24 protein-coding genes are annotated in these 23,240 nt (G+C 66.4%); 16 read left to right on the forward strand and 8 right to left on the reverse strand.

The window, feature by feature from the left end; translation table 11 throughout:
• Positions 1–10: 10 nt before the first annotated feature.
• The 12 genes from pncA (at position 11) to AC1DOX_RS07400 (ending at position 11,486) form a co-directional block, all read left to right on the forward strand.
• On the forward strand, positions 11–676 hold the full coding sequence (pncA, locus tag AC1DOX_RS07345; RefSeq protein ID WP_441614421.1) for a bifunctional nicotinamidase/pyrazinamidase: 666 nt from the start codon (positions 11–13) through the stop codon (positions 674–676).
• A gap of 63 nt (positions 677–739) precedes the next feature.
• On the forward strand, positions 740–1,918 hold the full coding sequence (locus tag AC1DOX_RS07350) for an acetyl-CoA C-acyltransferase (RefSeq protein WP_441614419.1): 1,179 nt from the start codon (positions 740–742) through the stop codon (positions 1,916–1,918).
• Positions 1,919–1,936: 18 nt separating this feature from the next.
• Positions 1,937–2,356, forward strand: a complete 420-nt coding sequence (locus AC1DOX_RS07355; RefSeq protein WP_092133802.1) for a PaaI family thioesterase — start codon at positions 1,937–1,939, stop codon at positions 2,354–2,356.
• A gap of 116 nt (positions 2,357–2,472) precedes the next feature.
• Positions 2,473–4,332, forward strand: a complete 1,860-nt coding sequence (locus AC1DOX_RS07360) for an acyl-CoA dehydrogenase (RefSeq protein ID WP_441614417.1) — start codon at positions 2,473–2,475, stop codon at positions 4,330–4,332.
• Positions 4,333–4,405: 73 nt separating this feature from the next.
• Positions 4,406–5,188, forward strand: coding sequence for an SDR family oxidoreductase (locus AC1DOX_RS07365; protein WP_441614415.1), 783 nt, complete (start codon positions 4,406–4,408; stop codon positions 5,186–5,188).
• A 70-nt stretch (positions 5,189–5,258) separates the two neighbouring features.
• Entirely contained in the window at positions 5,259–5,699 is a 441-nt protein-coding gene (locus tag AC1DOX_RS07370; protein ID WP_441614413.1) for a PaaI family thioesterase, read from the forward strand.
• Positions 5,700–5,758: 59 nt separating this feature from the next.
• Positions 5,759–6,772, forward strand: a complete 1,014-nt coding sequence (locus AC1DOX_RS07375; RefSeq protein WP_441614411.1) for an NADP-dependent oxidoreductase — start codon at positions 5,759–5,761, stop codon at positions 6,770–6,772.
• Positions 6,773–6,872: 100 nt separating this feature from the next.
• Positions 6,873–7,718: a class II aldolase/adducin family protein gene (locus AC1DOX_RS07380; RefSeq protein ID WP_477101225.1), complete on the forward strand. Its 846-nt coding sequence runs from the start codon at positions 6,873–6,875 to the stop codon at positions 7,716–7,718.
• Between the two features lie 3 nt (positions 7,719–7,721).
• On the forward strand, positions 7,722–8,534 hold the full coding sequence (locus AC1DOX_RS07385; RefSeq protein WP_441614407.1) for an SDR family oxidoreductase: 813 nt from the start codon (positions 7,722–7,724) through the stop codon (positions 8,532–8,534).
• 54 nt (positions 8,535–8,588) lie between these two features.
• Positions 8,589–9,524 (forward strand): glutathione S-transferase family protein, encoded by a 936-nt coding sequence (locus AC1DOX_RS07390; RefSeq protein WP_441614405.1) that lies wholly within the window; start codon positions 8,589–8,591, stop codon positions 9,522–9,524.
• Positions 9,525–9,600: 76 nt separating this feature from the next.
• The gene (locus AC1DOX_RS07395; RefSeq protein WP_092133786.1) at positions 9,601–10,503 is read left to right on the forward strand and encodes an SDR family oxidoreductase; all 903 of its coding nucleotides are present in this window, start codon (positions 9,601–9,603) and stop codon (positions 10,501–10,503) included.
• A 62-nt stretch (positions 10,504–10,565) separates the two neighbouring features.
• Positions 10,566–11,486 (forward strand): alpha/beta fold hydrolase, encoded by a 921-nt coding sequence (locus AC1DOX_RS07400; protein ID WP_441614402.1) that lies wholly within the window; start codon positions 10,566–10,568, stop codon positions 11,484–11,486.
• 204 nt (positions 11,487–11,690) lie between these two features.
• Here AC1DOX_RS07400 and AC1DOX_RS07405 read toward each other — a convergent pair whose 3' ends face one another.
• On the reverse strand, positions 11,691–12,212 hold the full coding sequence (locus AC1DOX_RS07405; RefSeq protein WP_441614400.1) for an O-acetyl-ADP-ribose deacetylase: 522 nt from the start codon (positions 12,210–12,212) through the stop codon (positions 11,691–11,693).
• A gap of 633 nt (positions 12,213–12,845) precedes the next feature.
• On the opposite strand from AC1DOX_RS07405, the gene AC1DOX_RS07410 reads away from it, so the two are divergent.
• The 3 genes from AC1DOX_RS07410 (at position 12,846) to AC1DOX_RS07420 (ending at position 15,468) form a co-directional block, all read left to right on the forward strand.
• Entirely contained in the window at positions 12,846–13,811 is a 966-nt protein-coding gene (locus AC1DOX_RS07410; RefSeq protein ID WP_441615049.1) for an alpha/beta hydrolase, read from the forward strand.
• A gap of 104 nt (positions 13,812–13,915) precedes the next feature.
• The gene (locus AC1DOX_RS07415; protein ID WP_441614398.1) at positions 13,916–14,899 is read left to right on the forward strand and encodes a tripartite tricarboxylate transporter substrate binding protein; all 984 of its coding nucleotides are present in this window, start codon (positions 13,916–13,918) and stop codon (positions 14,897–14,899) included.
• A gap of 131 nt (positions 14,900–15,030) precedes the next feature.
• Positions 15,031–15,468 (forward strand): YbgC/FadM family acyl-CoA thioesterase, encoded by a 438-nt coding sequence (locus tag AC1DOX_RS07420; RefSeq protein WP_441614396.1) that lies wholly within the window; start codon positions 15,031–15,033, stop codon positions 15,466–15,468.
• 62 nt (positions 15,469–15,530) lie between these two features.
• On the opposite strand, the gene denD is transcribed toward AC1DOX_RS07420, so the two are convergent.
• The 7 genes from denD to AC1DOX_RS07455 form a co-directional block, all read right to left on the reverse strand.
• Positions 15,531–16,502, reverse strand: coding sequence for a D-erythronate dehydrogenase (denD, locus tag AC1DOX_RS07425; RefSeq protein WP_441614394.1), 972 nt, complete (start codon positions 16,500–16,502; stop codon positions 15,531–15,533).
• A gap of 39 nt (positions 16,503–16,541) precedes the next feature.
• Positions 16,542–17,324 carry a 2-oxo-tetronate isomerase gene (otnI, locus tag AC1DOX_RS07430; RefSeq protein ID WP_441614392.1) on the reverse strand — a complete coding sequence of 261 codons (783 nt, stop codon included), beginning with the start codon at positions 17,322–17,324 and terminating at the stop codon, positions 16,542–16,544.
• Positions 17,325–17,392: 68 nt separating this feature from the next.
• Positions 17,393–18,721 (reverse strand): MFS transporter, encoded by a 1,329-nt coding sequence (locus AC1DOX_RS07435; protein ID WP_441615047.1) that lies wholly within the window; start codon positions 18,719–18,721, stop codon positions 17,393–17,395.
• A gap of 180 nt (positions 18,722–18,901) precedes the next feature.
• Positions 18,902–19,561, reverse strand: a complete 660-nt coding sequence (gene otnC / locus AC1DOX_RS07440; RefSeq protein ID WP_441614390.1) for a 3-oxo-tetronate 4-phosphate decarboxylase — start codon at positions 19,559–19,561, stop codon at positions 18,902–18,904.
• On the reverse strand, positions 19,558–20,895 hold the full coding sequence (otnK, locus tag AC1DOX_RS07445; RefSeq protein ID WP_477101222.1) for a 3-oxo-tetronate kinase: 1,338 nt from the start codon (positions 20,893–20,895) through the stop codon (positions 19,558–19,560). The genes otnC and otnK overlap by 4 nt, the downstream gene beginning before the upstream one ends.
• Positions 20,896–20,905: 10 nt before the next feature.
• Positions 20,906–21,802, reverse strand: coding sequence for an L-threonate dehydrogenase (gene ltnD / locus AC1DOX_RS07450; protein ID WP_092133761.1), 897 nt, complete (start codon positions 21,800–21,802; stop codon positions 20,906–20,908).
• A 27-nt stretch (positions 21,803–21,829) separates the two neighbouring features.
• Complete coding sequence (locus AC1DOX_RS07455; RefSeq protein WP_441614385.1) at positions 21,830–22,582, reverse strand: FadR/GntR family transcriptional regulator; 753 nt, start codon at positions 22,580–22,582, stop codon at positions 21,830–21,832.
• Between the two features lie 181 nt (positions 22,583–22,763).
• Between AC1DOX_RS07455 and AC1DOX_RS07460 the strand changes: the two genes are divergently transcribed.
• Positions 22,764–23,189 (forward strand): GNAT family N-acetyltransferase, encoded by a 426-nt coding sequence (locus tag AC1DOX_RS07460; RefSeq protein WP_441614383.1) that lies wholly within the window; start codon positions 22,764–22,766, stop codon positions 23,187–23,189.
• Positions 23,190–23,240: the final 51 nt, after the last annotated feature.

The raw sequence follows: 23,240 nt of genomic DNA on the forward strand, positions 1-23,240 counted from the left end.
AGGGGCGACCATGACCTACGGCGCGCAGGATTGCCTGCTGGTGATCGACGTACAGAACGACTTCATGCCGGGCGGCGCGCTGGCCGTGCCGCATGGCGACGAAGTCGTGCCCGTCATCAACCGGCTGGCGCAGGCGTTTGGCCACGTGGTGCTGACGCAGGACTGGCATCCGGCCGGTCACGCGTCGTTTGCTACCAGCCACGCCGGTGCCGCGCCGTTCCAGACCGCCACGTTGCAGTATGGCGAGCAGGTGCTGTGGCCGGACCACTGCGTGCAGGACACGCCGGGCGCCGCGCTGCATGCGGACCTGCACGTGCCGCATGCCCGGCTGGTGATCCGCAAGGGCCACCATGCTGGCGTGGACAGCTACTCCGCCTTCCTGGAGGCGGACCGCACCACGAAGACGGGCCTGGCGGGCTACCTGCGCGAGCAGGGCGTTGCGCGGGTCTTCTGCGTCGGCCTGGCCACGGACTACTGCGTCGCCTGGAGCGCGCTCGACGCGCGCGCCGCGGGCTTCGAGGCGGTGATGGTCGAGGACGCCTGCCGCGCGATCGACCTGAGCGGATCGCTCGACAAGGCCTGGCAGGACCTGGCCGCGGCCGGCGTCCGGCGCACGACCTCCGACGCGCTGCTGGCCGGGGCCGCAAGCCACAATCCCTGGCTTCCTGAATCCTGACGCTTCACGCCGAACACACTGAATATTTCTCGCAAGAGACACCAAGATACCGAGGAGCAAGACATGAACGAGGCAGTCATCGTATCCACGGCCCGCACCGGGCTGGCCAAGAGCTGGAAGGGCGCTTTCAACATGACCCACGGCGCGACCCTGGGCGGTCACGCGGTCCAGCACGCCATCGCGCGCGCCAAGATCGACGCCGGCGAGGTGGAAGACGTGCTGATGGGCTGTGCCAACCCGGAAGGCGCCACCGGCGCCAACATCGCGCGCCAGATCGCCCTGCGCGCAGGCTGCCCGGTCACCGTGCCCGGCGCCACCGTGAACCGCTTCTGCTCGTCCGGCCTGCAGACCATCGCCATGGCCGCGCAGCGCGTGATCGCCGATGAAGGCGACATCTTCGTGGCCGGCGGCGTGGAATCCATCTCGTGCGTACAGCAGGAGATGAACCGCCACATGCTGCAGGAAAGCTGGCTGAACAAGAACAAGCCGGAAATCTACTGGAGCATGCTGCAGACCGCCGAGAACGTGGCCAAGCGCTACAACATCTCGAAGGAGCGCCAGGACGAGTACGGCGTGCAGAGCCAGCTGCGTGCCGCCGCCGCCCAGGAAGCCGGCAAGTTCAAGGACGAAATCGTGCCGATGACGGTCCTGGCCGGCGTGGCCGACAAGGCCACCGGTCAGCTGATGACGAAGGAAGTCACGATCGACTCGGACGAAGGCATCCGCGCCGACACCACGCTGGAAGGCGTGGCGAAGATCCGCACGGCCATGCCCGGCGGCGTGGTCACGGCGGGCAACGCGTCGCAGTTCTCGGACGGCGCCTCGGCGGCCGTGGTCATGAACGCCCGCGTGGCGGCCGCGAAGGGCCTGCAGCCGCTGGGTGTGTTCCGCGGCTTTGCCGTGGCCGGTTGTGAGCCCGACGAAATGGGCATCGGCCCGGTGTTCGCGGTGCCCAAGCTGCTGAAGAAGACCGGCCTGAAGGTCGAGGACATCGGCCTGTGGGAGCTGAACGAGGCCTTCGCCGTGCAGGTGCTGTACTGCGCCGACAAGCTGGGCATCCCGATGGACCGCCTGAACGTCAACGGTGGCGCCATCGCCGTGGGCCACCCGTACGGCGTGTCCGGTGCTCGCCTGGTCGGCCATGCGCTGATCGAGGGCAAGCGCCGTGGCGTGAAGTACGTCGTGGTGACGATGTGCATCGGCGGTGGCCAGGGCGCGGCCGGCCTGTTCGAAGTGCTCTGACCGGCAAGGCCTGACGCGATGTCCGTCGATCTGCTCGCGATGGGCCGGAAGGTGCTGGCCAGCCAGCCCTTTTCGGTCCTGATTGGCGCGGAGCTTGCCGCGCTGTCGCCCGGCAAGGCCGAACTGCGCCTGCCGACGCAGCACGCGCTGCTACAGCAGCATGGCTTCGTCCATGGCGGCGTGGTGAGCTACCTGGCGGACAACGCGTTGACCTACGCGGGCGGTGCGGCCATGGCTGCACCGGTCGTGACGTCCGAGTACAAGATCAACTACGTCCGTCCGGCGATTGGCGACACGCTGATCGCGCGGGCAGAGTGCGTGACCAGCGGCCGCCAGCAGGCGGTGGTCCGTTGCGACGTCTTCGTGGTCAGGGATGGCGAGGAAAAGCTCTGCGCGGTGGCGCAGGGCACCATCGCCCGCCTTGGCGAAGGCGGCTGACACCGCACGAAGGGCAAGGGCGCATCGGCGCCCTTTTTCTTTCGCCGCGCGTCGGCCGCATCGCGCGCATTTGCCTTGCCGGACTTTCAACGCATGCCCCTGAGAGCTTTCCTGCCATGTCGCTGATTCTTTCCCGTCGTGACCTGAATTTCGTCCTGTACGAATGGCTCAAGGCCGAGGAGCTGGCCCGCATTCCGCGCTACGCCGATCATTCGCGCGAGACCTTCGACGCCGCGCTCGACACCTGCGAGAAGATCGCCACCGACCTGTTTGCGCCGCACAATAAGAAGAGCGACGCCAACGAGCCGCACTTCGACGGCGAGACGGTCACCATCATTCCGGAAGTCAAGGCCGCGTTGCGCGCGTTCTGCGAGGCCGGGCTGATGGCCGCCGGCCAGGACTACGAGTACGGCGGCATGCAGCTGCCGGTGACGCTGGAAAAGGCCGCCTTCGCATACTTCAAGGCCGCCAACGTCGGCACGAGCTCCTATCCGTTCCTGACCATCGGCAACGCCAACCTGCTGCTCACGCACGGCACGCAGGCGCAGATCGATACGTTCGTGCGCCCGGAGCTGGAAGGCCGCTTCTTCGGCACGATGTGCCTCTCGGAGCCGCAGGCGGGGTCGTCGCTGTCCGACATCACCACGCGTGCCGACTACGAGGGCGAGTCCCCGCTGGGCGCGCAGTATCGTCTGCGCGGCAACAAGATGTGGATTTCCGCCGGCGAGCACGAACTGACGGACAACATCGTCCATCTGGTGCTGGCGAAGACTCCGGGCCCGGATGGCAAGCCGATTCCGGGCGTGAAGGGCATTTCGCTGTTCATCGTGCCGAAGTATCTGGTGAACGACGATGGCTCGCTGGGCGAGCACAACGACGTGGTGCTGGCCGGCCTGAACCACAAGATGGGCTATCGCGGCACCACGAACTGCCTGCTGAACTTCGGCGAAGGCATGAAGTACCGTCCCGACGGCAAGGCCGGCGCCATCGGCTATCTGGTCGGCGAGCCCCACAAGGGCCTGGCGTGCATGTTCCACATGATGAACGAGGCCCGGATCGGCGTGGGCCTTGGCGCGGTGACGCTCGGATATACGGGCTACCTGCATGCGCTCGACTACGCGCGCAATCGACCGCAAGGCCGCCCGGTGGGTCCTGGCGGCAAGGACCCGTCCAGCCCGCAGGTCAGGCTGGTGGAACACGCCGACATCCGCCGCATGCTGCTGGCGCAGAAGAGCTATGTCGAAGGCGGCCTCGCGCTGAACCTGTATTGTGCGCGGCTGGTCGACGAGGAGCACGCGGCCAGTGCGGCGGGAGAGACCGACAAGCATCGCGAGCTGTCGCTGCTGCTGGACATCCTGACGCCGATCGCCAAGAGCTGGCCGTCGCAATGGTGCCTGGAGGCCAACAACCTGGCGATCCAGGTGCACGGCGGCTACGGCTACACACGCGAATACAACGTCGAGCAGTTCTATCGTGACAACCGCCTGAACCCGATCCACGAAGGCACGCACGGCATCCAGGGCCTGGACCTGCTGGGCCGCAAGGTCGTGATGCAGGACGGCGCGGCGTTTCGACTGCTGGGCGAACGTGTGCAGGCGACGTGCCGACAGGCACTGGTCAGCGGAGACCCGTCGCTGGGCGAGCAGGCCCGCGCGCTGGGTGCCGCCGTGGCCCGCCTCTCGGACGTGACCCGGACCCTGTGGTCCGCTGGCGATCCGAGCGTGACGCTCGCCAATGCATCGATCTACCTCGAGGCGTTCGGGCATACCGTCGTGGCGTGGATCTGGCTGGAGCAGGCGCTGGTCGCGCACGCGGCGTTGCCGGGCGCGCAGGGCGAGGATGCCGATTTCTATCGTGGCAAGCTGGCCGCCACGGCGTATTTCTACCGCTTCGAACTGCCGAAGATCCACCCACAGCTCGACCTGCTGGCCACGCTCGACCGGACCACGCTGGACATGCAGGACGCGTGGTTCTGACGCAGGCAAGCCGCTGACATCGCGAAACGATTCCGCGTGGCGGCCTGCTGACAACAAACATTGGGAGACAACAATGCATACCATCCAGCAACTATTCGACCTCAAGGGCCGTACGGCCCTGATTACCGGCGGCTCGCGCGGCCTGGGGCTGCAGATCGCCGAGGCGCTCGGCGAGCAGGGCGCCCGGCTGGTGCTGTCGGCACGCAAGGCCGATGAGCTGCAGAGCGCGCAGGCGCACCTGAAGGCGCGTGGCATCGAAGCCGACTGGATCGCCGCCGACGGCGCGCGCGACGACGATATCGCTCGTCTGGCGGACGAGGCGCTGGCGAAGCTGGGCCACGTCGACATTCTCGTCAACAACGCGGGCGCCACCTGGGGCGCCCCCGCCGAGGATCATCCGATCGAGGCGTGGGACAAGGTGATGAACCTGAACATCCGCGGGTTGTTCCTGCTGACGCAGCGCATCGGCAAGCTATCGATGATCCCGCGCCGCCACGGCCGCGTGATCAACGTGGCGTCGATCGCCGGGCTGGCGGGCAACCCGCCGGGGTCGATGGAGACCATCGCCTACAACACCTCCAAGGGTGCCGTGATCAACTTCACGCGCACACTGGCGGCCGAATGGGGCGAGCACAACATCACCGTCAACGCGCTGGCCCCGGGTTTCTTCCCGTCGAAAATGACCAAGGGTTCGCTGGATCGGCTGGGCGTCGACGCGATGTGTGCCGGCGTGCCGCTGCACCGCCTGGGCGACGACGAAGACCTCAAGGGCGCCGCGCTGCTGTTTGCCACCGCTGCCGGCAAGCACATCACCGGCCAGGTGCTGGCCGTGGATGGCGGCGTGAGCGCGGTCTGAGCGCGTGCTCTAATGTCGGGCGCGCCGGCAGGGGCCGGCCGCTCGCCAGTTTTCATCCGTAGCCACGATCATGACGCAACACAACGGTTTCCAACACAAGATCCCTTTCCTTGCCGACCTCGGCGTACGGTGCAACTTCATGGAAGGCGGCCGCAGCGAGATCGAACTCGATCTCCTGGAGCGCCACCAGAACAGCTGGGACATGGCCCACGGCGGCGTGCTGATGACGCTGCTGGACGTGGCGATGGCCATCGCCGGCCGCTCGTCCGACACCGAAGGGCGCGGCGTGGTGACCATCGAAATGAAGACGAGCTTCATGGCGCCGGGCCGCGGCAAGCTGACCGCACGCGGCGTGATGGTGCACCGTACCACTACGATGGTTTTCTGCGAAGGGGAGATCGTGGACGCCGACGGCAAGACCGTGTCCAAGGCATCCGGCACGTTCAAGTACATCAAGCGCATGCCACCCAGGCGCGAAGCCGGGGCGGCCGATTCGGGCGCGGACGGCTGATCCCGCCGCACCGGTTGTTGACAACCATAGCCTTACCTTACCGAGCGAAGGAACTCACCATGTCGAACCCAACCTACAAGCGCATCGTCCTGGCCTCGCGCCCTGAAGCGGCCGTCACGCCGGACAACTTCCGCCTGGAAGAGGTGCCCGTGCCCGATCTGGCCGACGGCCAGGTGCTGGTGCGCAACCATTTCCTGTCGCTGGACCCTTACATGCGCGGCCGCATGGGCGAGGGCAAGTCCTACGCCAATCCGCAGCCGCTCAATGAGGTGATGATCGGCGGCACCGTGGGCGAGGTCATCGCCAGCAAGAACCCGAAGTGGAACGTTGGCGACAAGGTCGTCGGCATGTTCGGCTGGCAGGAAATGGGCGTGACGGACGGCAGCGGCATGCAGAAGGTCGACACCACGCACATTCCGTTGTCCGCGTACCTGGGGGCGGTGGGCATGCCCGGCGTGACCGCCTGGTATGGCCTGAACAAGATCATCGCGCCGAAGGCGGGCGAAACCGTCGTGGTCAGCGCCGCGTCCGGTGCGGTGGGCAGCGTGGTCGGCCAGCTGGCCAAACTGGCGGGCTGCCGCGTGGTCGGTGTGGCCGGCGGCAAGGACAAGTGCGACTACGTGGTCAAGGAACTGGGTTTCGACGCCTGCGTGGATTACAAGGCCGCGAAGGATTCGAAGGAGCTCTACGCCATGGTCAAGGAAGTCACGCCGGATGGCATCGACGGCTACTTCGAGAACGTCGGCGGCGACATCCTGGACGTGGTGCTGGCTCGCCTGAACCCCTTTGGCCGGATCGCCATGTGCGGCCTGATCGCGGGCTATGACGGCCAGGACATGCCGTTGAAGAACCCGCGTGCGATCCTGGTGTCGCGCGCGAAGATCGAAGGCTTCATTGTCTCCGAACACATGGAAGTCTGGCCGCAGGCGCTCAGGGAGCTGGGCGGCTACGTGGCCCAGGGCAAGATCAAGTTCCGCGAGAGCATCGCCGACGGCCTGGCCAGCGCGCCGGAGGCCTTCATGGGCCTGCTCAAGGGCAAGAACTTCGGCAAGCAACTGGTGAAGCTGGTCTGAACCAGCGCCCCGGCTGGCCTCCCGCATGCTGGCCGGGCCACCGTCTGACAACGCCGCGCGAACACCACGACGCGGCGAAAGACACAAGGAGACACGCCCCATGAATGCCCCGCAATCCACGGCTGCACGCCCGGACGAGATGGCCGCCGGCCTGTCCGAAGAGGTCAAGGCCCGCTATCGCAACCTGCCGCGCCCGCCGCAGTTCGATACCCCGGCGCAGGAGCGCCTGCACCGCAAGCAACGGCTGGCGGCGGCCTTCCGCCTGTTCTCGAAATTCGGTTTCGATGAAGGCGTGGCCGGCCACATCACCGCGCGCGATCCCGAATTCACGGACACCTTCTGGGTGAATCCGTTCGGCGTCCACTTCAGCCAGGTCAAGGTGTCCAACCTGATCCGCTGCGATCACCATGGCAACGTGGTCGAGGGCGACTACCCGGTCAATGCGGCCGCGTTCGCCATCCATTCGCGCGTGCACCAGACCCGCTCCGATGCCGTGGCTGCCGCGCACTCGCACAGCACCCACGGCCGCGCATGGTCCACGCTGGGCCGCCTGCTCGATCCTCTGACGCAGGACGTCTGCGCGTTCTACAACGACCACGCCCTCTATGACGATTTTGGCGGGGTGGTGGTGGAACTCGACGAGGGCCAGCGCATCGCCAACGCGCTGGGCGACAACAAGGCGGCGATCCTGCAGAACCACGGCTTGCTGACGGTCGGCAAGACGGTAGACGAAGCGGCGTGGTGGTTCATCACCATGGAGCGCTCCTGCCAGGTCCAGCTGCTGGCGGAAGCCGCCGCGGCGCGCACCAATGCGCCGCTTAAGGTCATCAGCGACGCGGCCGCGCGCCAGGCTTATTCGATCGTGGGGACGGCGCAGGCGGGCTGGTTCCAGTTCCAGCCGCTGTACGCCCGCATCGTCAAGGAACAGCCGGACCTGCTGGACTGACACATGGCCCCGTTCACCGGAAAGGTGGTACTGATCACGGGCGCCTCGGACGGCATCGGCGCGGAACTGGCGTTGCAGCTCGCCCAGCAGGGCGCGCGGCTGGCGCTGGCCGCGCGCCGCCGCGACCTGCTGGAAGCGCTGGCCGCCCGCATTCGCACCGAATTCCCGGCCGCCGATGCCGCGGTCTGGACCGTCGACGTAGCCGACGAGGCGGCCTGCGGCGGCCTGATCCGCGACGTGGTGGCGCACTACGGCGGGCTGGACGTGCTCGTCAATAACGCAGGCGTGTCCGCGCATGGCTACTTCGAGCAGGTATCGGACTACCACTACTACGAGCACGTCATGCGCGTGAATTACTTCGGCGCGATGTGGTGCACGCGGGAGGCGCTGCCGCACCTGCGCGCGCGCCGGGGGGTGATGGTGGCGGTGTCCAGCCTGGCGGGCAAGGTCGGGGTGCCGGGGCGGACGGCCTACTCGGCCAGCAAGTTCGCGCTGGCCGGCTTCTGCGAGGCCTTGCGGTGCGAACTGCAGGGCAGCGGCGTGGATGTCTGCGTGGTGTTTCCGGGCGTGGTGGCGACGGCAACGCGGGTCAACGGTTTCGGACCCGATGGCCGCCCCCTTGGCGAAAGCCGCCTGCGCGAGGATGATGCGATGAGCGCACACGAGTGCGCGCGCCAGATGGTGGCCGCGATGGCCGCCCGCAAGCGTGAACTCGTGATGACCGCCAAGGGACGACTCGGGCTGTGGCTGAAGCTGCTGGCACCGGCGCTGGTCGACCGCATGGCGCTCAAGGCGCTCAAGCAGGCGGGCCGCTGATGCCGGGCGGCCGCCGACGATAACGCAACGTCCGCAACCAGGGAGCCGGGACGCATGCCTGACATCATTCTTCACCAATACGCCACCTCACCGTTCTCCGAGAAGATCCGCCTTGTGCTGGGCGCCAAGGGATTGTCCTGGAATGCGGTGGAAATCCCGCCGATCCTGCCCAAGCCCGACCTGATCGCGCTGACCGGCGGCTACCGGCGCACGCCGGTCATGCAGATCGGTGCCGACATCTACTGCGATACGGCGCTGATCTGCGACGTGCTGGACCGCATGGCGCCGAACCCGCCGCTGTATCCGGTCGCGCAGTCGGCGCAGTCGCGCATCATGGCGGCGTGGCTGGACAGCGTGCTGTTCACCGCGTCGGTGACCTACACCATGCAACCCGCGGGCGTGCAGGTCATGCTGGCCCATCTTTCGCCGGGGCAGATCCAGGCCTTCATGGCCGACCGCAAGGCCATGCGCGGCGACACCAACGCGCTGCGCATGCCATTGCCGGAAGCGGCGGCGATGCTGCACGAGACCCTGGGCCGACTGCAAGCGCAATTCGCCGCCGGCGTGGCCCATGTGGCGGGGATGGAATTGTCGATCGCCGATTTCTCGCTGTTCCACAACCTCTGGTTTATTCGCCGCGCCACGCCGCTGGCGGCGCTGATCGACGCCTATCCGCTGGTCAAGACCTGGTTCGCGCGGATGCAGGCCTACGGACACGGCAAGCTGCGCGTGATTCCGGGCGAAGCCGCCATCGGCGATGCCCAGAACAACGATCCGCTGTCGCACGATCCGACGATCCTGCCCGGCAGCAGCCTGGCTGGCGGCGATGCCGTGACCGTGACGCCGACCGACTATGCAAAGGATCCGGTGGCAGGGGTTTTGCTGTCGCTGACAGAGCATCACGTGACGATCCGCCGGCAGGACCCACGTGCGGGAGCGGTAAACGTCCATTTCCCGCGCCAGGGGTACCACGTGCAGGCGGCGGGCTGACACCTGCAGCCTGTCGTGGGCATCTGTCGCGAACGTTTTTGACCATTCAACCAATCATTGCCCGGAGGAGACAACAATGAAGCAGTTCGAAAGCAAGGTGGCGGTGATTACGGGCGGCGCGTCCGGTTTCGGCAAGGAGTTCGCCCGGATCGGTGCTTCGCTCGGCATGAAGCTCGTGCTGGCCGATGTGCAGGAAGACGCGCTCGACGCCACCGTGGCCGAGTTCAAGGCGCAGGGCGCGCAGGTCATCGGCCTGCGTACGGATGTGTCGCGCGCCGAAGAGGTGCAGGCGCTGGCCGATGCGGCCATTGCCGCGTTCGGTGAAGTCAACCTGCTGTTCAACAACGCGGGCGTGGGCGCGGGCGGTCTGCTCTGGGAAAACACTGAAAAGGACTGGGACTGGGTGCTCGGTGTCAACCTGTACGGCGTGATCCACGGCGTGCGCATCTTCACGCCGCTGATGCTGGCAGCGGCGGAAAAGGATCCCGCCTACCGGGGCCACATCATCAACACGGCGTCGATGGCCGGCCTGCTCAACCCGCCGGCCATGGGCGTCTACAACGTTTCCAAGCACGCGGTGGTGTCGCTATCCGAATCGCTGTACCAGGACCTGAGCCTGGTGACCGAGCAGGTACATTGCTCGGTACTGTGCCCGTATTTCGTGCCGACGGGTATCAGCCAGTCGCACCGCAACCGTCCGGCGGGGATGAGCAACGATGCGCCGCCGACGCGCTCGCAACTGGTGTCGCAGGCGTTGTCGGACAAGGCCGTCAGTTCAGGCAAGGTCACGGCGGCGGACGTCGCGACGATCACCTTCGACGCGATTCGCGACGAAAGCTTCTATATTTACTCCCACCCGCAGGCACTGGAAACGGTGCGCCAGCGCATGGAAGACATCGTCAGCCAGCGCAACCCCGGGGATCCGTTCGGCGACAAGAAGGAAGTGCGCGCCGGCCTGATCGCTGCCCTGCGCGGTTGAGCCGGCCCGCCGGCACAGACCGACCGGAAAAAGGAAAAGAAGATATGGCGATGGAGACCGTCATGACCACACCCGCCGTGATTCACCATCTTCAGTTTGCCAACCTGCCCAACGGCACGCGGCTACACTACGCCAGTGCCGGGGAGCAGGGCAGGCCGCTGGTCCTGTTCGTCCACGGCTTTCCGGAGTTCTGGTACGCCTGGGAGAAACAGCTCGCGCAGTTCGGCCAGACGCATTTCGCGGTGGCGCCGGACCTGCGCGGGTTCAACCTGTCGAGCAAGCCCGCCGCCGTGGAGGCCTACAAGCCCAAGCGGCTGGTCGAGGATCTCGTGCAGTTCATCCGGTCACTGGGCTATGAGCGGTGCGTGATCGTGGCGCACGACTGGGGCGGGGCGGTCTGCTGGAACCTGGCCGTCCAGTTTCCGGACATCGTCGAGCGGCTGGTGATCATCAACTCGCCGCATCCCTATGTGTTCGCGCGCGCGCTCGCTGCCGATCCGGCCCAGCAACAGGCATCGGCCTACATGAACTGGCTGCGCAAACCGGGCTCGGAGCAGACGCTGGCGGCGAATGACTTCGCGTTGCTGGAAAAGCTGCTGACGGGCAATGCGGAGAAGCTGCCCGCCTGGTTTGCCGGCGACGTCCGTGCGAAGTATCACGCGGCCTGGTCGCAACCGGGGGAGGACGCATCGCATCCGCTGACCGGCAGCATCAATTACTACCGCGCGTCACCGATGCATCCACCGGGGCCCGGTGAAGCGGCGCCGGACATATCGCGCCTTGACCCGTCCGCGTTCGTCGTGCGCGTGCCCACGCTGGTGATCTGGGGAGAGAACGATCGCGCGTTGCCGAAGTCGCTGGTCGACGGGCTCGAAGACCATGTGCCCGACATGCGTCTGGAGCGAATCCCCGACGGCACGCATTGGGTGATTCACGAACAACCGGAACGGATCAATCAGCTGATTCGGAGTGCACTCCCCTGAGTCGCAATTTTTTTCGTCATCCATGGCGCCTGCGGGCGCCATTTTTTGGTCGCAATCGACTCCGATATTTTCATTGTGAATATTGATTTCTGATTCTAAAAGATAAAATTGGAGTGGTGGAAGCGCAGGCCACGATCACTCTCACCTTTCAATAGCCGATAGGGCGGGGCCGGGGCACGATGCCTCCCGGCCCTCGTAGTCGCCCTAGCTCAACCGTTGCCGATACAGCCGATAGTTCTCATCATCGAAACAGACGAACGTGACTTGCTCGATGGAAGGCGCCTTTGCCATGGCCTCGCGCACGGCGCCAATGGCGATGTCCACGGCGCGCTCGCGCGGAAAGCCGTAGATGCCGGTGCTGATATTCGGGAACGCGACTGTGCGCAGGTTATGTTCCGCTGCCAGCCGGATGCTGTTGCGGTACGCATTGGCAAGCAGCGCGTCTTCGTTTTCGCCACCGCCACGCCAGACCGGCCCCACCGCGTGGATGACATACGGCGCCGGCAGCAGGCCACCGGTCGTGATCACTGCCTCGCCCGTGGGGCAGCCGCCCTGGGCATCGCGAATCGCACGGCAGGCCGTCATGATGGCTGGCCCCCCCGCGCCGTGGATGGCACCATCCACGCCGCCGCCGCCCAACAGGCCGCTGTTGGCGGCATTGACGATGGCGTCGACTGCCAACCGCGTGATATCCCCGTGCACAACCTGCAAATGTTCGCCTGTCATAGTGTCTCCCGCTATGGTTAGGGCGAGGGCCGGCGGCCACACGCCCGGCAGCGTCCGGCGCCGACGGCTGCGGGCGGCTGGTCCGGAACGCGCTCCCAGCATACGCCGACATCGGACTCTGCTGCGTGCTTTGCGACACGGATCGAAAATCTTCAGGCCGGCGCGTTGCGGCGATGGCGCCGGACGGCCTCGGTCGGCGCGTCAATTTACGCCGCGCAACGGGCCGCATTCTGCAGGGCAGACGAAACCCGGCGCCTGGCCGATCACCGCGCAAAAGCGACGTCAACGGCGTTTTCAAGGGTTATTTCGTAATGCTGACCGCCCCAAACGCTGGCATGATACGGAAAACGAACGACCGTTCACAATTGGAGTCCGTTTCAAAAAGAACCTGGCGTCGTTGCGCGGCCTTGTCGTACCAGTTGTACTGCCTGCGGCCGCGCGTCTAGTCAGGACCGCTTCGCTTCATTTTGAAACAACCTCTTAGAACGGATACGCACTTTCACGGGGTGGCGGTCTACCATGATCGTCTTGCTGGCCTGGCCGGCACAATTCAAGTTTCTGTTGCAGTCCTGACTTTGCATCATGTCCGCCAAGCCTTCGCTGTCCGCTGATGTGCCCGGCGTCCACCCCGGCATGCCCACGCAGCCGCTCGACCCACAAATCGCCCAGCTGCTGGATCTGATTGCGCGCGCCAAGCGTCCGCCCATCCACGTGTTGGATCCCGCTGACGCCAAGATCGCCTACGAGAAAAGCGCGCCGATCCTCGATATCTCGCCGCCGCCCGTTCACGGCGTGGAAAACCTGCACGTCACCGCACGCGATGGCCATGCCATTCCGGTGCGGCTCTACGCGCCGCGCGAGGCTAGTTGGGCCGATCCGTTGCCGCTGCTGGTCTACTTCCACGGTGGCGGTTTCACGGTTGGTAGCGTTAATTCACATGACGCGCTGTGCCGGCTGTATTGCGCCAGCGCCGAATGCCTCGTGCTGTCGGTGGACTATCGCCTCGGACCGGACTGGCGCTTTCCGACCGCCGCCAATGACGCGTTCGACGTGTTGCACTGGGTGTTCGGGGAAGCCTCCCGGATGGGCGCGGATCCCGCGCGGATCGCGCTGGGCGGCGACAGCGCGGGCGGCACGCTGGCGACGGCGTGCGCCGTCGAGGCGAAGCGTGCCGGACTCGCGCCCGTCTTGCAGATGCTGATCTACCCGGGCACCAGCGCGCGCCAGGACACGCCGTCGCACCGCGCGCTGGCCGATGGCTATCTGTTGACGGCGGACATGATCCAGTGGTTTTTTGGGCAGTACCTGGACCAGGAATCGAGCCGCGACGACTGGCGCTTCGCGCCGCTCGACGGTGGCGGCACGGGTGCCGATGTGCGGGGTTGCTGCCCGGCATGGATTGCCGTGGCGGGCTATGACCCGCTGCACGACGAGGGCGTGGCCTATGCGGCCAAGCTCCAGGCGGCCGGTGTCAGGACGACGCTGGTCGACTACGCAACGATGATTCACGATTTTTTCAAGCTGGGACGCTTCGTGCCCGCCGTCGCGCCGGCGCAGGCCGATGCGGTTGCCGCATTGCGCGCGGCATTCGGCGCGTAGCCCCAGATCCGTTCCGACCCCTGCACAGAATCAGGGGCGGCCATGCAACGCTTTTATCGAAGTCGCAACCAGCGCTTTATTGCAGCAGAAGGAGACACAGCATCATGCAACGCCGCCATTTCATTGCCCGCGCGGGCATGCTCGCCGCCACGGCAGCGATCGGATTTGCCGCATTGCCGGCGCACGCGCAGGCAGACAAGTTCCCTCAGCGGCCGATCCGCCTGATCATCGGCTATACGGCCGGCGGCTCGACCGACATCCCGTTCCGCGTGCTGGCGGATAACGCTTCCAAGATCCTGGGTCAGCCCGTGATCGTGGAAAACAAGCCGGGTGCCGGCGGCGTGCTGCCGGCGCAGCTGATGCAGTCGACCGCGCCGGACGGCTACACGCTGGCCCAGGTGGCCATGCCGGTCTATCGCCTGCCGTACACCACCAAGATCAACTGGGATCCGGTCAAGGACCTGTCGTACGTCATCAACCTGGCCGGCTATTCGTTCGGGCTGGTCGTGCCGGCCGATTCGCCGATCAAGACGATGCAGGAGTACATCGCCTACGCCAAGGCCAATCCCGGCAAGCTGACCTATGGCTCGCCGGGGTCGATGACCACGCTGCACCTGACCATGGAAGAACTGGCGATGCGCCAGAACGTCCAACTGTCGCATATTCCGTACAAGGGCAATTCAGAGTCGATGCAGGCGCTGCTCGGTGGCCACGTGATGTCCGTGGCGGACACCCCGGCATGGGCCCCGTATGTGGAGTCGGGCAAGCTGCGCCTGCTGTCCACCTGGGGCGAAAAGCGTTCGGCGCGCTTCCCGAATGTGCCGACGCTGAAGGAGTTGGGCATAGGCATCGTCCAGACGTCGCCGTTCGGCGTGGTCGCGCCCAAGGGCACGGACCCGAAGATCGTGCAGAAGCTGCATGACGCCTTCAAGCAAGCGATGGAAATGCCGAACTACCGCGAATCGCTGGCCAAGTTCGACATGGAGCCGTATTACATGAGCAGCACGCAATATGCGGCGTTTGCTGCCGATACGGTCAAGAAGGAAAAGGCGATTATCGAGAAGCTGGGCCTTGCCAAGGCGCAGTAAACCGGCCTCGGCAAGTCAGCCTCACCAAGTCAGACCTGGTGGCCTCAGCCGCCAGCCGCCGATGGGATGGCAAGACATGCGGGCGCCCGGAACAGTCCGGGCGCCCGCGTTCACGATGGGAGCCTTGCAGCATGGCCAAACCGGATTTTCGCCACAGCGTGCCGTTGCGCGTGCGCTGGGCCGAAGTCGATCCGCAGTCGATCGTCTTCAATGCGCATTACCTGACCTATTGCGATATTTGCGTGACGGAGTACTGGCGCGCGCTGGGGATTCGCTATCCCGAAGATGTGCTGCACGCGCACGGCGTGGATATCTTCGTGGTCAAGTCGACGCTGGAGTACCACGCGTCGGCGCGATTCGACGACATGCTGGAGATCCGGGGCCGCATGGCGCGGCTGGGGCGGTCGAGCATGCTGTTCCGCGTGGAAATGTACCGCGGCGACGAGCACCTGATTACTGGCGAGGTCGTCTACGTCTGTGCGGACCCGGCTACGCAGAAGTCGGCGGCGATTCCAGGGCCGGTGCGGGAAACCATCGAAGCGTTTGAGGTATTGAAGCCCGGTCACTGACCGGACTACGACCGGAGCTTCGGCGAACCGAAGCGCCCGCCAGGGCCTGCGGGCGCGCCAGATCAGCGCGTGATGCCCGCATCCTCCATATATCCCCGAATCACATCGTCGAAGCTGGCATCGCTCTCGAAGCCAAGTTCCACGGCACGAGAAACATCCCATGCCGCCGGCCATGTGCCGACGATCTTCTCCACGCGATCCTCACGTTCCCACGTGACGCGATCCGCAACCGCATCGCCCGCGACCCGTCGCAACGCTTCCACCATCTGCGCCGCCGTCACCGACAACCCCGGCAGGTTCACCACGCGGCGGTTGCCAAAGCGCGCGCCATCGAGCTCGATGCCGTTCACCAGCGCCGTGATGGCGCCGCGCGGCGACAGCAGCCACAGTGACGTCTCCGGTGCTACCGGGCAGTTGGCCGCCACGCCGGACAGCGGCTCGCGGATGATCCCGCTGGCGAACGACGACGCGGCGGCATTGGGTTTGCCCGGCCGCACGCTGATGGTCGGCAGGCGCAGCACGCGGCCATCGACGAAGCCGCGACGGCTGTAGTCGGACAGCAGCAGCTCGCCGATCGCCTTCTGCGCGCCATACGACGATTGCGGATTCAGCGCGGTGTCGTCCTGTACGACCGGCGGCAGCTTGCCGCCATAGACGGCGACGGAACTCGTAAAGACCACGCGGGGGCGATGGCCGAGCTGGCGGCAGGTTTCCAGCAGCGCGCGCGACGCGTCCAGGTTGACGCGCATGCCCAGGTCGAAATCGGCCTCGGCCTGGCCGCTGACCACGGCCGCCAGATGAAATACGGCGCCGGTATCGGTGTCCATCGCGCGGGCCAGCACGGCCGGGTCGGACAGGTCGCCCGTGACCACGCGCACGCGCGCATCGTCGATCTGCGGCGCCACCACGTCCAGCAGCGTGAGGCGGTCGATGGTGACGGCACGGCCGTCCAGGTTCAGCGTGCCGCGCTTGAGCAGCAGGCGGGCGAGTTGCAGGCCGAGGAAGCCGGCGCCGCCAGTAATGAGTACGTTCATGGTTGCAGCGAGGTTCGGTTCAGGATTCAGCGATTCAGCTCAGCGATTCAGATACGGCTTGAGCCAGCCCAGGCCGGCCGAGGTGCCGGCGCGCGGCCGATACTCGCAGCCGATCCAGCCCTTGTAGCCCAGCGCGTCGATCACATCGAACAGGTACGGGTAGTTCAGCTCGCCCAGGTCCGGCTCGTGCCGGTCCGGCACGCCCGCGATCTGGATATGGCCGATGCCGTCGAAGTCGCGCTTGAGCTTGACGGCCAGGTCGCCTTCGACGATCTGGCAGTGGTAGCAGTCAAACTGCACCTTGAGGTTGGCGGCGCCGACCTGCTTGCAGATGGTCTGGCCATCGTCCTGCCGGTTCAGGAAGTAACCTGGCATGTCGCGCGTGTTGATCGGCTCGATCAGCACGGTGATGCCATGCGCGGCAGCGGACGCCGCCGCGTAGGCCAGGTTCTCCAGATAGGTGGCGCGGCACCGGGCGCGGTCGGCGTCGGCAGGCACGAGGCCGGCCATCACGTGGACCCGGTCGTTGCCGATGACGGCGGCGTATTCCAGTGCGCGGGCAACGGCGTTGCGGAATTCGGTCTCGCGGCCGGGCAGGGCGGCCATGCCCCGGTCACCGGCGGCCCAGTCGCCCGGCGGGGCGTTGAACAGCGCCTGCGTCAGGCCATTGTCGACCAGCCGCTTGCGGATCTCCGCGGCCGGATGGTCGTACGGGAACAGGTACTCGACCGCCTGGAAGCCGTCCGCCGCGGCGGCGGCAAAGCGGTCAAGAAAGTCGTGCTCGGTGTACATCATCGACAGGTTCGCGGCAAAGCGCGGCATGGAGAACTCCTTCAGCTACTAGGCGGCGGGGCGGCCCACGGCGTGGCCCGCCTCGCACAGGGTTGGGATCAGCGGTTGACCAGCTTCGCCGGCGTCAGCCAGACCAGCGCCGCGCCCACGACCAGGATGCCGGCCAGCACGTACATCGGCAACTGCGTGCTCTGCGTCAGGTCCTTGAGCGTGCCGACCATATACGGCGACACAAAGCCGGCCAGGTTGCCCACCGAGTTGACCACGGCAATGCCCGATGCGGCGGCAATGCCCGACAGGAACGACGTCGGCAGCGACCAGAACAGCGGTGCGCAGGTCAGCACCCCGGCCGCGGCCAGCGACAGCGCGGCGATGGCCACCACGGTATTGTGGGTGAACGATGCCGCAATGGCAAAGCCCACGGCCCCCATCAGCGCGGGCACGATCAGGTGCCAGCGGCGCTCGCGGCGCGCGTCGGCACTGTGGCCCAGGATGTTCATGACGACGATCGCGCAGATGAACGGAATGGCGGACAGCAGGCCGATCTTGAGGTTGCCGGTCACGCCGCTGGCCTTGACCAGCGTGGGCATCCAGAACGTCAGCGCGTACTGGCCGGTCACGAAGCAGAAGTAGATCAGGCACATCCACCAGACGCGGCGGTCGCTGAACACGGCGCCCAGGGAATGGACGCTGCGCTGGCCACCCGTGGTGGCGGCCGCACCGGCGCCGCGCTGGTCTTCCTCGATATTGCGCTTGAGCACGCGCTTTTCGTCGGCGGAAAGCCACGGCGCTTTCTCGATGCCATCACGCAGCACGAAGATCGTCACGATGCCGATCAGCAGCGCGGGAATGGCCTCGATCAGGAACATCCATTGCCAGCCGGCCCAGCCGTGGGTCTCGTGGAACGCGTCCATGATCCAGCCCGACAGCGGGTTGCCGAACATGCCGGCCACGGGAATGCCGGACATGAACAGCGCGATCATCTTGGCGCGGCGGTGTGACGGGTACCAGTAGGTCAGGTACAGGATCACGCCGGGATAGAAGCCCGCCTCGGCCAGGCCGAGCAGGAAGCGCATGGCATAGAACGAGGTCGGCGTCTTCACGAACACGAACAACGCCGAGATGATGCCCCACGTGATCATGATCCGCGCGATCCAGATGCGCGCGCCGATGCGGTGCATCAGCAGGTTGCTGGGCACCTCGAACAGGAAGTAGCCGATGAAGAACAATCCGGCGCCAAGGCCGAACACGGTTTCCGAGAACTGCAGGTCCTGCGCCATCTGCAACTTGGCGAAGCCCACGTTGACGCGATCGAGGTACGCGATCACGTAGCAGAGCATCAGGAATGGCATGATGCGCCAGAACACCTTGTTGTAGGCGCGTTTTTCAATCACGGCATCGGTGTCGAGCCGGCCGTCGGCGGGGATGGCGGACGTGCTGGCCGCCGATTGCAATGCATTCACGTTGGGTCTCCTGACGCGTGGCTATCGGGCGATAGCCGGTAATCGTGGGCGCGAGCGTGCCCCGCGCGGTCGCCGCAAGGCGCCGCGCCGGGAATCGTCGCGTTTGTCGTTATGAGGGCTTTCTTCTGATCGACGGGGGCCGGGCTACCAGCGCGCCTTGAAGGCATCGCGCAGCTCGGTCAGTGCCGCTTCATCCAGGCTCGCGTGGTCGGCAAAGCCGGCCTGGTCCTTGAGCATCAGCCATAGTTTGGCGGTCTCCTCCAGTTCTTCCAGCGCGTACGCCGCGCGCGACACACTGTCTTCCCACACTACCGGGCCCAGGCGCGCAAGCAGCACGCCGCGCACGTCGTTGGCAAGCGTCGCCACGCGCGCGGCCACGGCCGGATCGCCGGGACGGTGATAGGGAATCAGCGGGATATGGCCGACCTTCATCACGTAGTAGGGCGTGATCGGCGGCAGGACATCGTCGGGGCGCCAGACGCCGGCCAGCGTCAGTGCCACGAGGTGAGTGGAGTGCGTATGGACCACGCCATGCGCATTCGGATTGTTGTCGTAGACGGCGCGATGCAGGGTCAGCGTCTTGGACGGCTTGTCGCCGGATACCCAGCTGCCATCCAGGCCGACCTTGGCGACCTTCGCGGGATCGAGCGTGCCCAGGCAGGCGTCGGTCGGCGTGATGAGCCAGCCGTCTTCGAGCCGCGCGCTGATGTTGCCGGCCGTGCCAACCGTGTAGCCACGCTGGAACAGGCTGGCGCCAACACGGCAGATCTCTTCGCGCAGCGCGCTTTCCTTGTGATCGCTCATTGCGCGCCTCCGAGTTGCCGCAGGGCTTCATCGAAGAAATTCTCGCCGCCAAAGTTGCCGGATTTCAGCGCCAGCGCGAGCGGCGCGGCATCGAGCGTCACCGTGGCCGGCACGCCCGGGGCAATCTGGGTGCCGATGCGCAAGGCCTGGACGTCGAGCGACTGGACCACGGCGCCCGAGGTTTCCCCGCCGGCCACGACAAAGCGTCGCGTCCCGCGCGCCTTGAGGCCCGCCGCGATACCGGCCAGGGCCTCTTCGACGAGATGGCCGGCGCGCGATACGCCCAGTTCGGCCTGCACGCGCTTGACTTCGTCGGGCGTCGCCGTCGCGTAGATCAGCACCGGTTCGGCATGATCGGCCGCAAAGGCCAGGGCCTGTTCCACCACCGGCTCGCCACGGGCCAGCCGGAGCGGATCGATCCGCAGGGCCGGACGCTTTTGGGCGATCCAGTGCGCCACCTGGCCATTGGTCGCGCGCGATGCGCTGCCGGCCAGCACCACGCCGTGACCGTCCACGGCCGGCACGGCGGCCGCATCGGTGCGCTGCGGCAGCAGGCCGGCGCGGCGGAAGTTCTCGGGTAGGCCCAGGGCGATGCCCGAGCCGCCGGTAATCAGCGGCAGGTTGGCGCAGGCCTCGCCCAGCACGAAGAGATCGGCGTCGGAGATGGCATCGGCGATGGCCAGGCGCACGCCTTCGCCACGCAACGCGTCGATGCGGGCACGCGTGGCTTCCGGGCCGCGCGCCACGGCGTCGTAGCGCAGCAGGCCCGCCTTGCCCTGGCTCTGGCGTTGCAGCACGCGCACCAGATTGGCATCGGTCATCGGCGTGAGCGGGTGATGCTCCATGCCGGATTCATTGAGCAGCGTATCCGCCACGAACAGGTGGCCGCGGAAGATGGTGCGGCCATTTTCCGGGAAAGCCGGGCAGGCGATGGTGAAGTCACTGCCCAGCGCATCGAGGAGGGCTTCGGCGACCGGGCCGATATTGCCGGCATCGGTCGAATCGAACGTCGAGCAATACTTGAATACGAACTGGCGGCAACCCTGCGCCCGCAGCCATGCGAGCGCGGCCAGCGATTGCGCCACGGCCTCGGCGGCCGGAATGGTGCGCGACTTCAGCGCCACGACGATGGCATCGGACTGCGTGGCGGCGTCGGCGCTGCCGGCAGCGGGCACGCCGATGGTCTGCACGGTGCGCATGCCATTGCGCACGAGCGTGTTAGCGAGGTCGGTGGCGCCGGTGAAATCGTCGGCGATGCAGCCGAGCAGCGGCGCATGCGTGGCTGGCGATGTCGTGGAAGGCAATATCGTGGAAGGTTGGGCGGGTGCTGTCATGGCCGGCTCCTTACTTCGCCTTGCCTGCCGGCAACTCGATGCCCGGGAAGATCTTGATGACGGCGGAGTCGTCCTCGCCACCATGGCCGGCCGTGGAGGCCATCATGAACATCTGGTGGGCGGCGGCCGATAGCGGCAGCGGGAATTTGCTGGTGCGCGCGGTGTCCAGCACCATGCCGAGATCCTTGACGAAGATGTCCACGGCGGAGAGCGGCGTGTAGTCGCCGGACAGGATATGCGGCACGCGGTTCTCGAACATCCACGAGTTGCCCGCGCTGTGCGTGATGACGTCGTAGAGCGCATCGGGATTCACGCCTTCGCGCAGGCCCAGCGCCATCGCTTCCGCCGCGGCGGCGATATGCACGCCCGCCAGCAACTGGTTGATGATCTTGACCTTGGAGCCGGCGCCGTGCGCATCGCCCAGGCGGTAGACCTTGCCCGAGATCGCGGCCAGCACGTCCTCGGCCAGCGCGTAGGCTTCGGCCGGGCCCGACGTCATCATCGTCATTTCGCCGCTGGCGGCCCGCGCGGCACCGCCAGAGACGGGCGCGTCGAGCAGCAGCAGGCCGCGCTCGGCCAGGCGCTTGCCCAGCGCTTCGGCAAAGCCGGGAGGCACCGTGGCGCTGGCGATCACCAGCTTGCCGGCTTCCATCGCCGGCACGGCGCCGTCGGCACCGAACAGCACCGCCTCGGTCTGCTGGGCGTTGACGACCAGCGTGATCACCACGTCGCAACGGCGGCCCAGTTCGGCCGGGCTGGCGCACGGCACGCCGCCGGCATCGGCAAAGCGCTGCAGCACCTCAGGCCGCAGATCGCAGGCATGCACGTTGAAACCGGCGCGCAGCAGAGACTGCGCGACACCATTGCCCATTGCGCCCAAACCGATGACGCCGACATTCCGGGACATAGCTAACTCCTGCGGGAAAGGGATGGATCAGTGCGACGGGCCGTGGGGTACGTCCGCGTCACCATCGGCAGGCGTGCCGTCATCGCCAAGCTGCGAGAGGCGGCGCGCTGCGTTGTACATGTGGTTCTGGGCCGCGTTGCGGGCGGCATCGGGGTCGCCGGCGCGGATGGCCGCGACGATCGCCTGGTGTTCTTCACGCACCTGGCGCGAGAAGTCTTCGCGGCGGGCTTCGTTGGTCCGGGTCACGCGCGTCGCAGCTTCCAGGTACTGGCTCAGGAAGGCGAGCGTCTTGAGGAAAAAGGGGTTGCCGGTGGCCTCGGCGATCGCGCGGTGGAAGGCCACGTCGGCTTCCACGCCGTCGCCGCCTTCGGCCACCGCGGCGTCGAGGCGGGCCAGTGCGGCGTCGATGGCGACCATGGCGGCGTCGGAGCGGCGGCGGGCGGCCTGTGCGGCCACCTCGGCCTCGATCGACCGGCGCAGTTCCACGATCTGCAGCACGGATTCGAGCGTGCCGGTTTCGCTGTAGTCGATACGCAGCGGCCGCAGGCCCGCCTGGTCGGTCACGAAGACGCCGCTGCCCTGGCGCGATTCCACCAGGCCTTCGTATTTCAGGCGGGCGATGGCCTCGCGAATGACGGTGCGGCTGACGCCGAATTCCTCGGAGAGCACGGCCTCGGTCGGCAGCTTGGCGCCACGCGGAAAGGCGCCGCCCTCGATCTTTTCCAGCAATTGCTCGGCAACGCTGTCAGTCAGGGCACGGGCGGGAATCTTCTGGAACACGGCGTACTCATGTTATCGGGTAGTCAGGTCATCATACAAATTTTGCTGCCGATTGCCGACGGGGGCAAACCCTTAGGAGAGTGAGTCACTCTGCATTGAAATTGGCGCCAATCCGCCCCGGCCAGCCATATCGGCTGGAGTATGATTGCGCCTCTCTTCAGACTTTCCGCGTCATCCGATCATGTCCGACTCCGTACTCGTCTGCGCCTGGGCCGAAGCCCGCGAGCGCGCCCGCGCCATCCGCTACAACGTCTTTGTGGAGGAGCAGGGCGTTCCGGTGGAACTGGAATGGGACGATATGGACGAGCCGAGCTGGCACGCGCTGGCGTTTGCGGCGGATGGCACACCCGTGGCCACGGGCCGGCTGCTGCCGGACGGCCATATCGGGCGCATGGCGGTGCTCAAGGAAGCGCGCGGCACGGGGATGGGGGCAAAGGTGCTCGACGCCCTGATGGCCAAGGCCGCTGATCTGGGCTATCCGGAACTGATCCTGAATGCGCAGACGCACGCCGCGCCGTTCTACGCGCGGGTGGGGTTCGAGCCGGTTGGCGAGGAATTCGAGGAAGCGGGCATCCCGCATCTGGAGATGCGGAAGCGGCTACGCTGAACGGCTATTCGGGCGAAAGCGGTGTGAATGGCGCGCTAACAGGCGAATGGC

The sequence above is a fragment of the Cupriavidus sp. 01L415 genome (assembly GCF_056400065.1).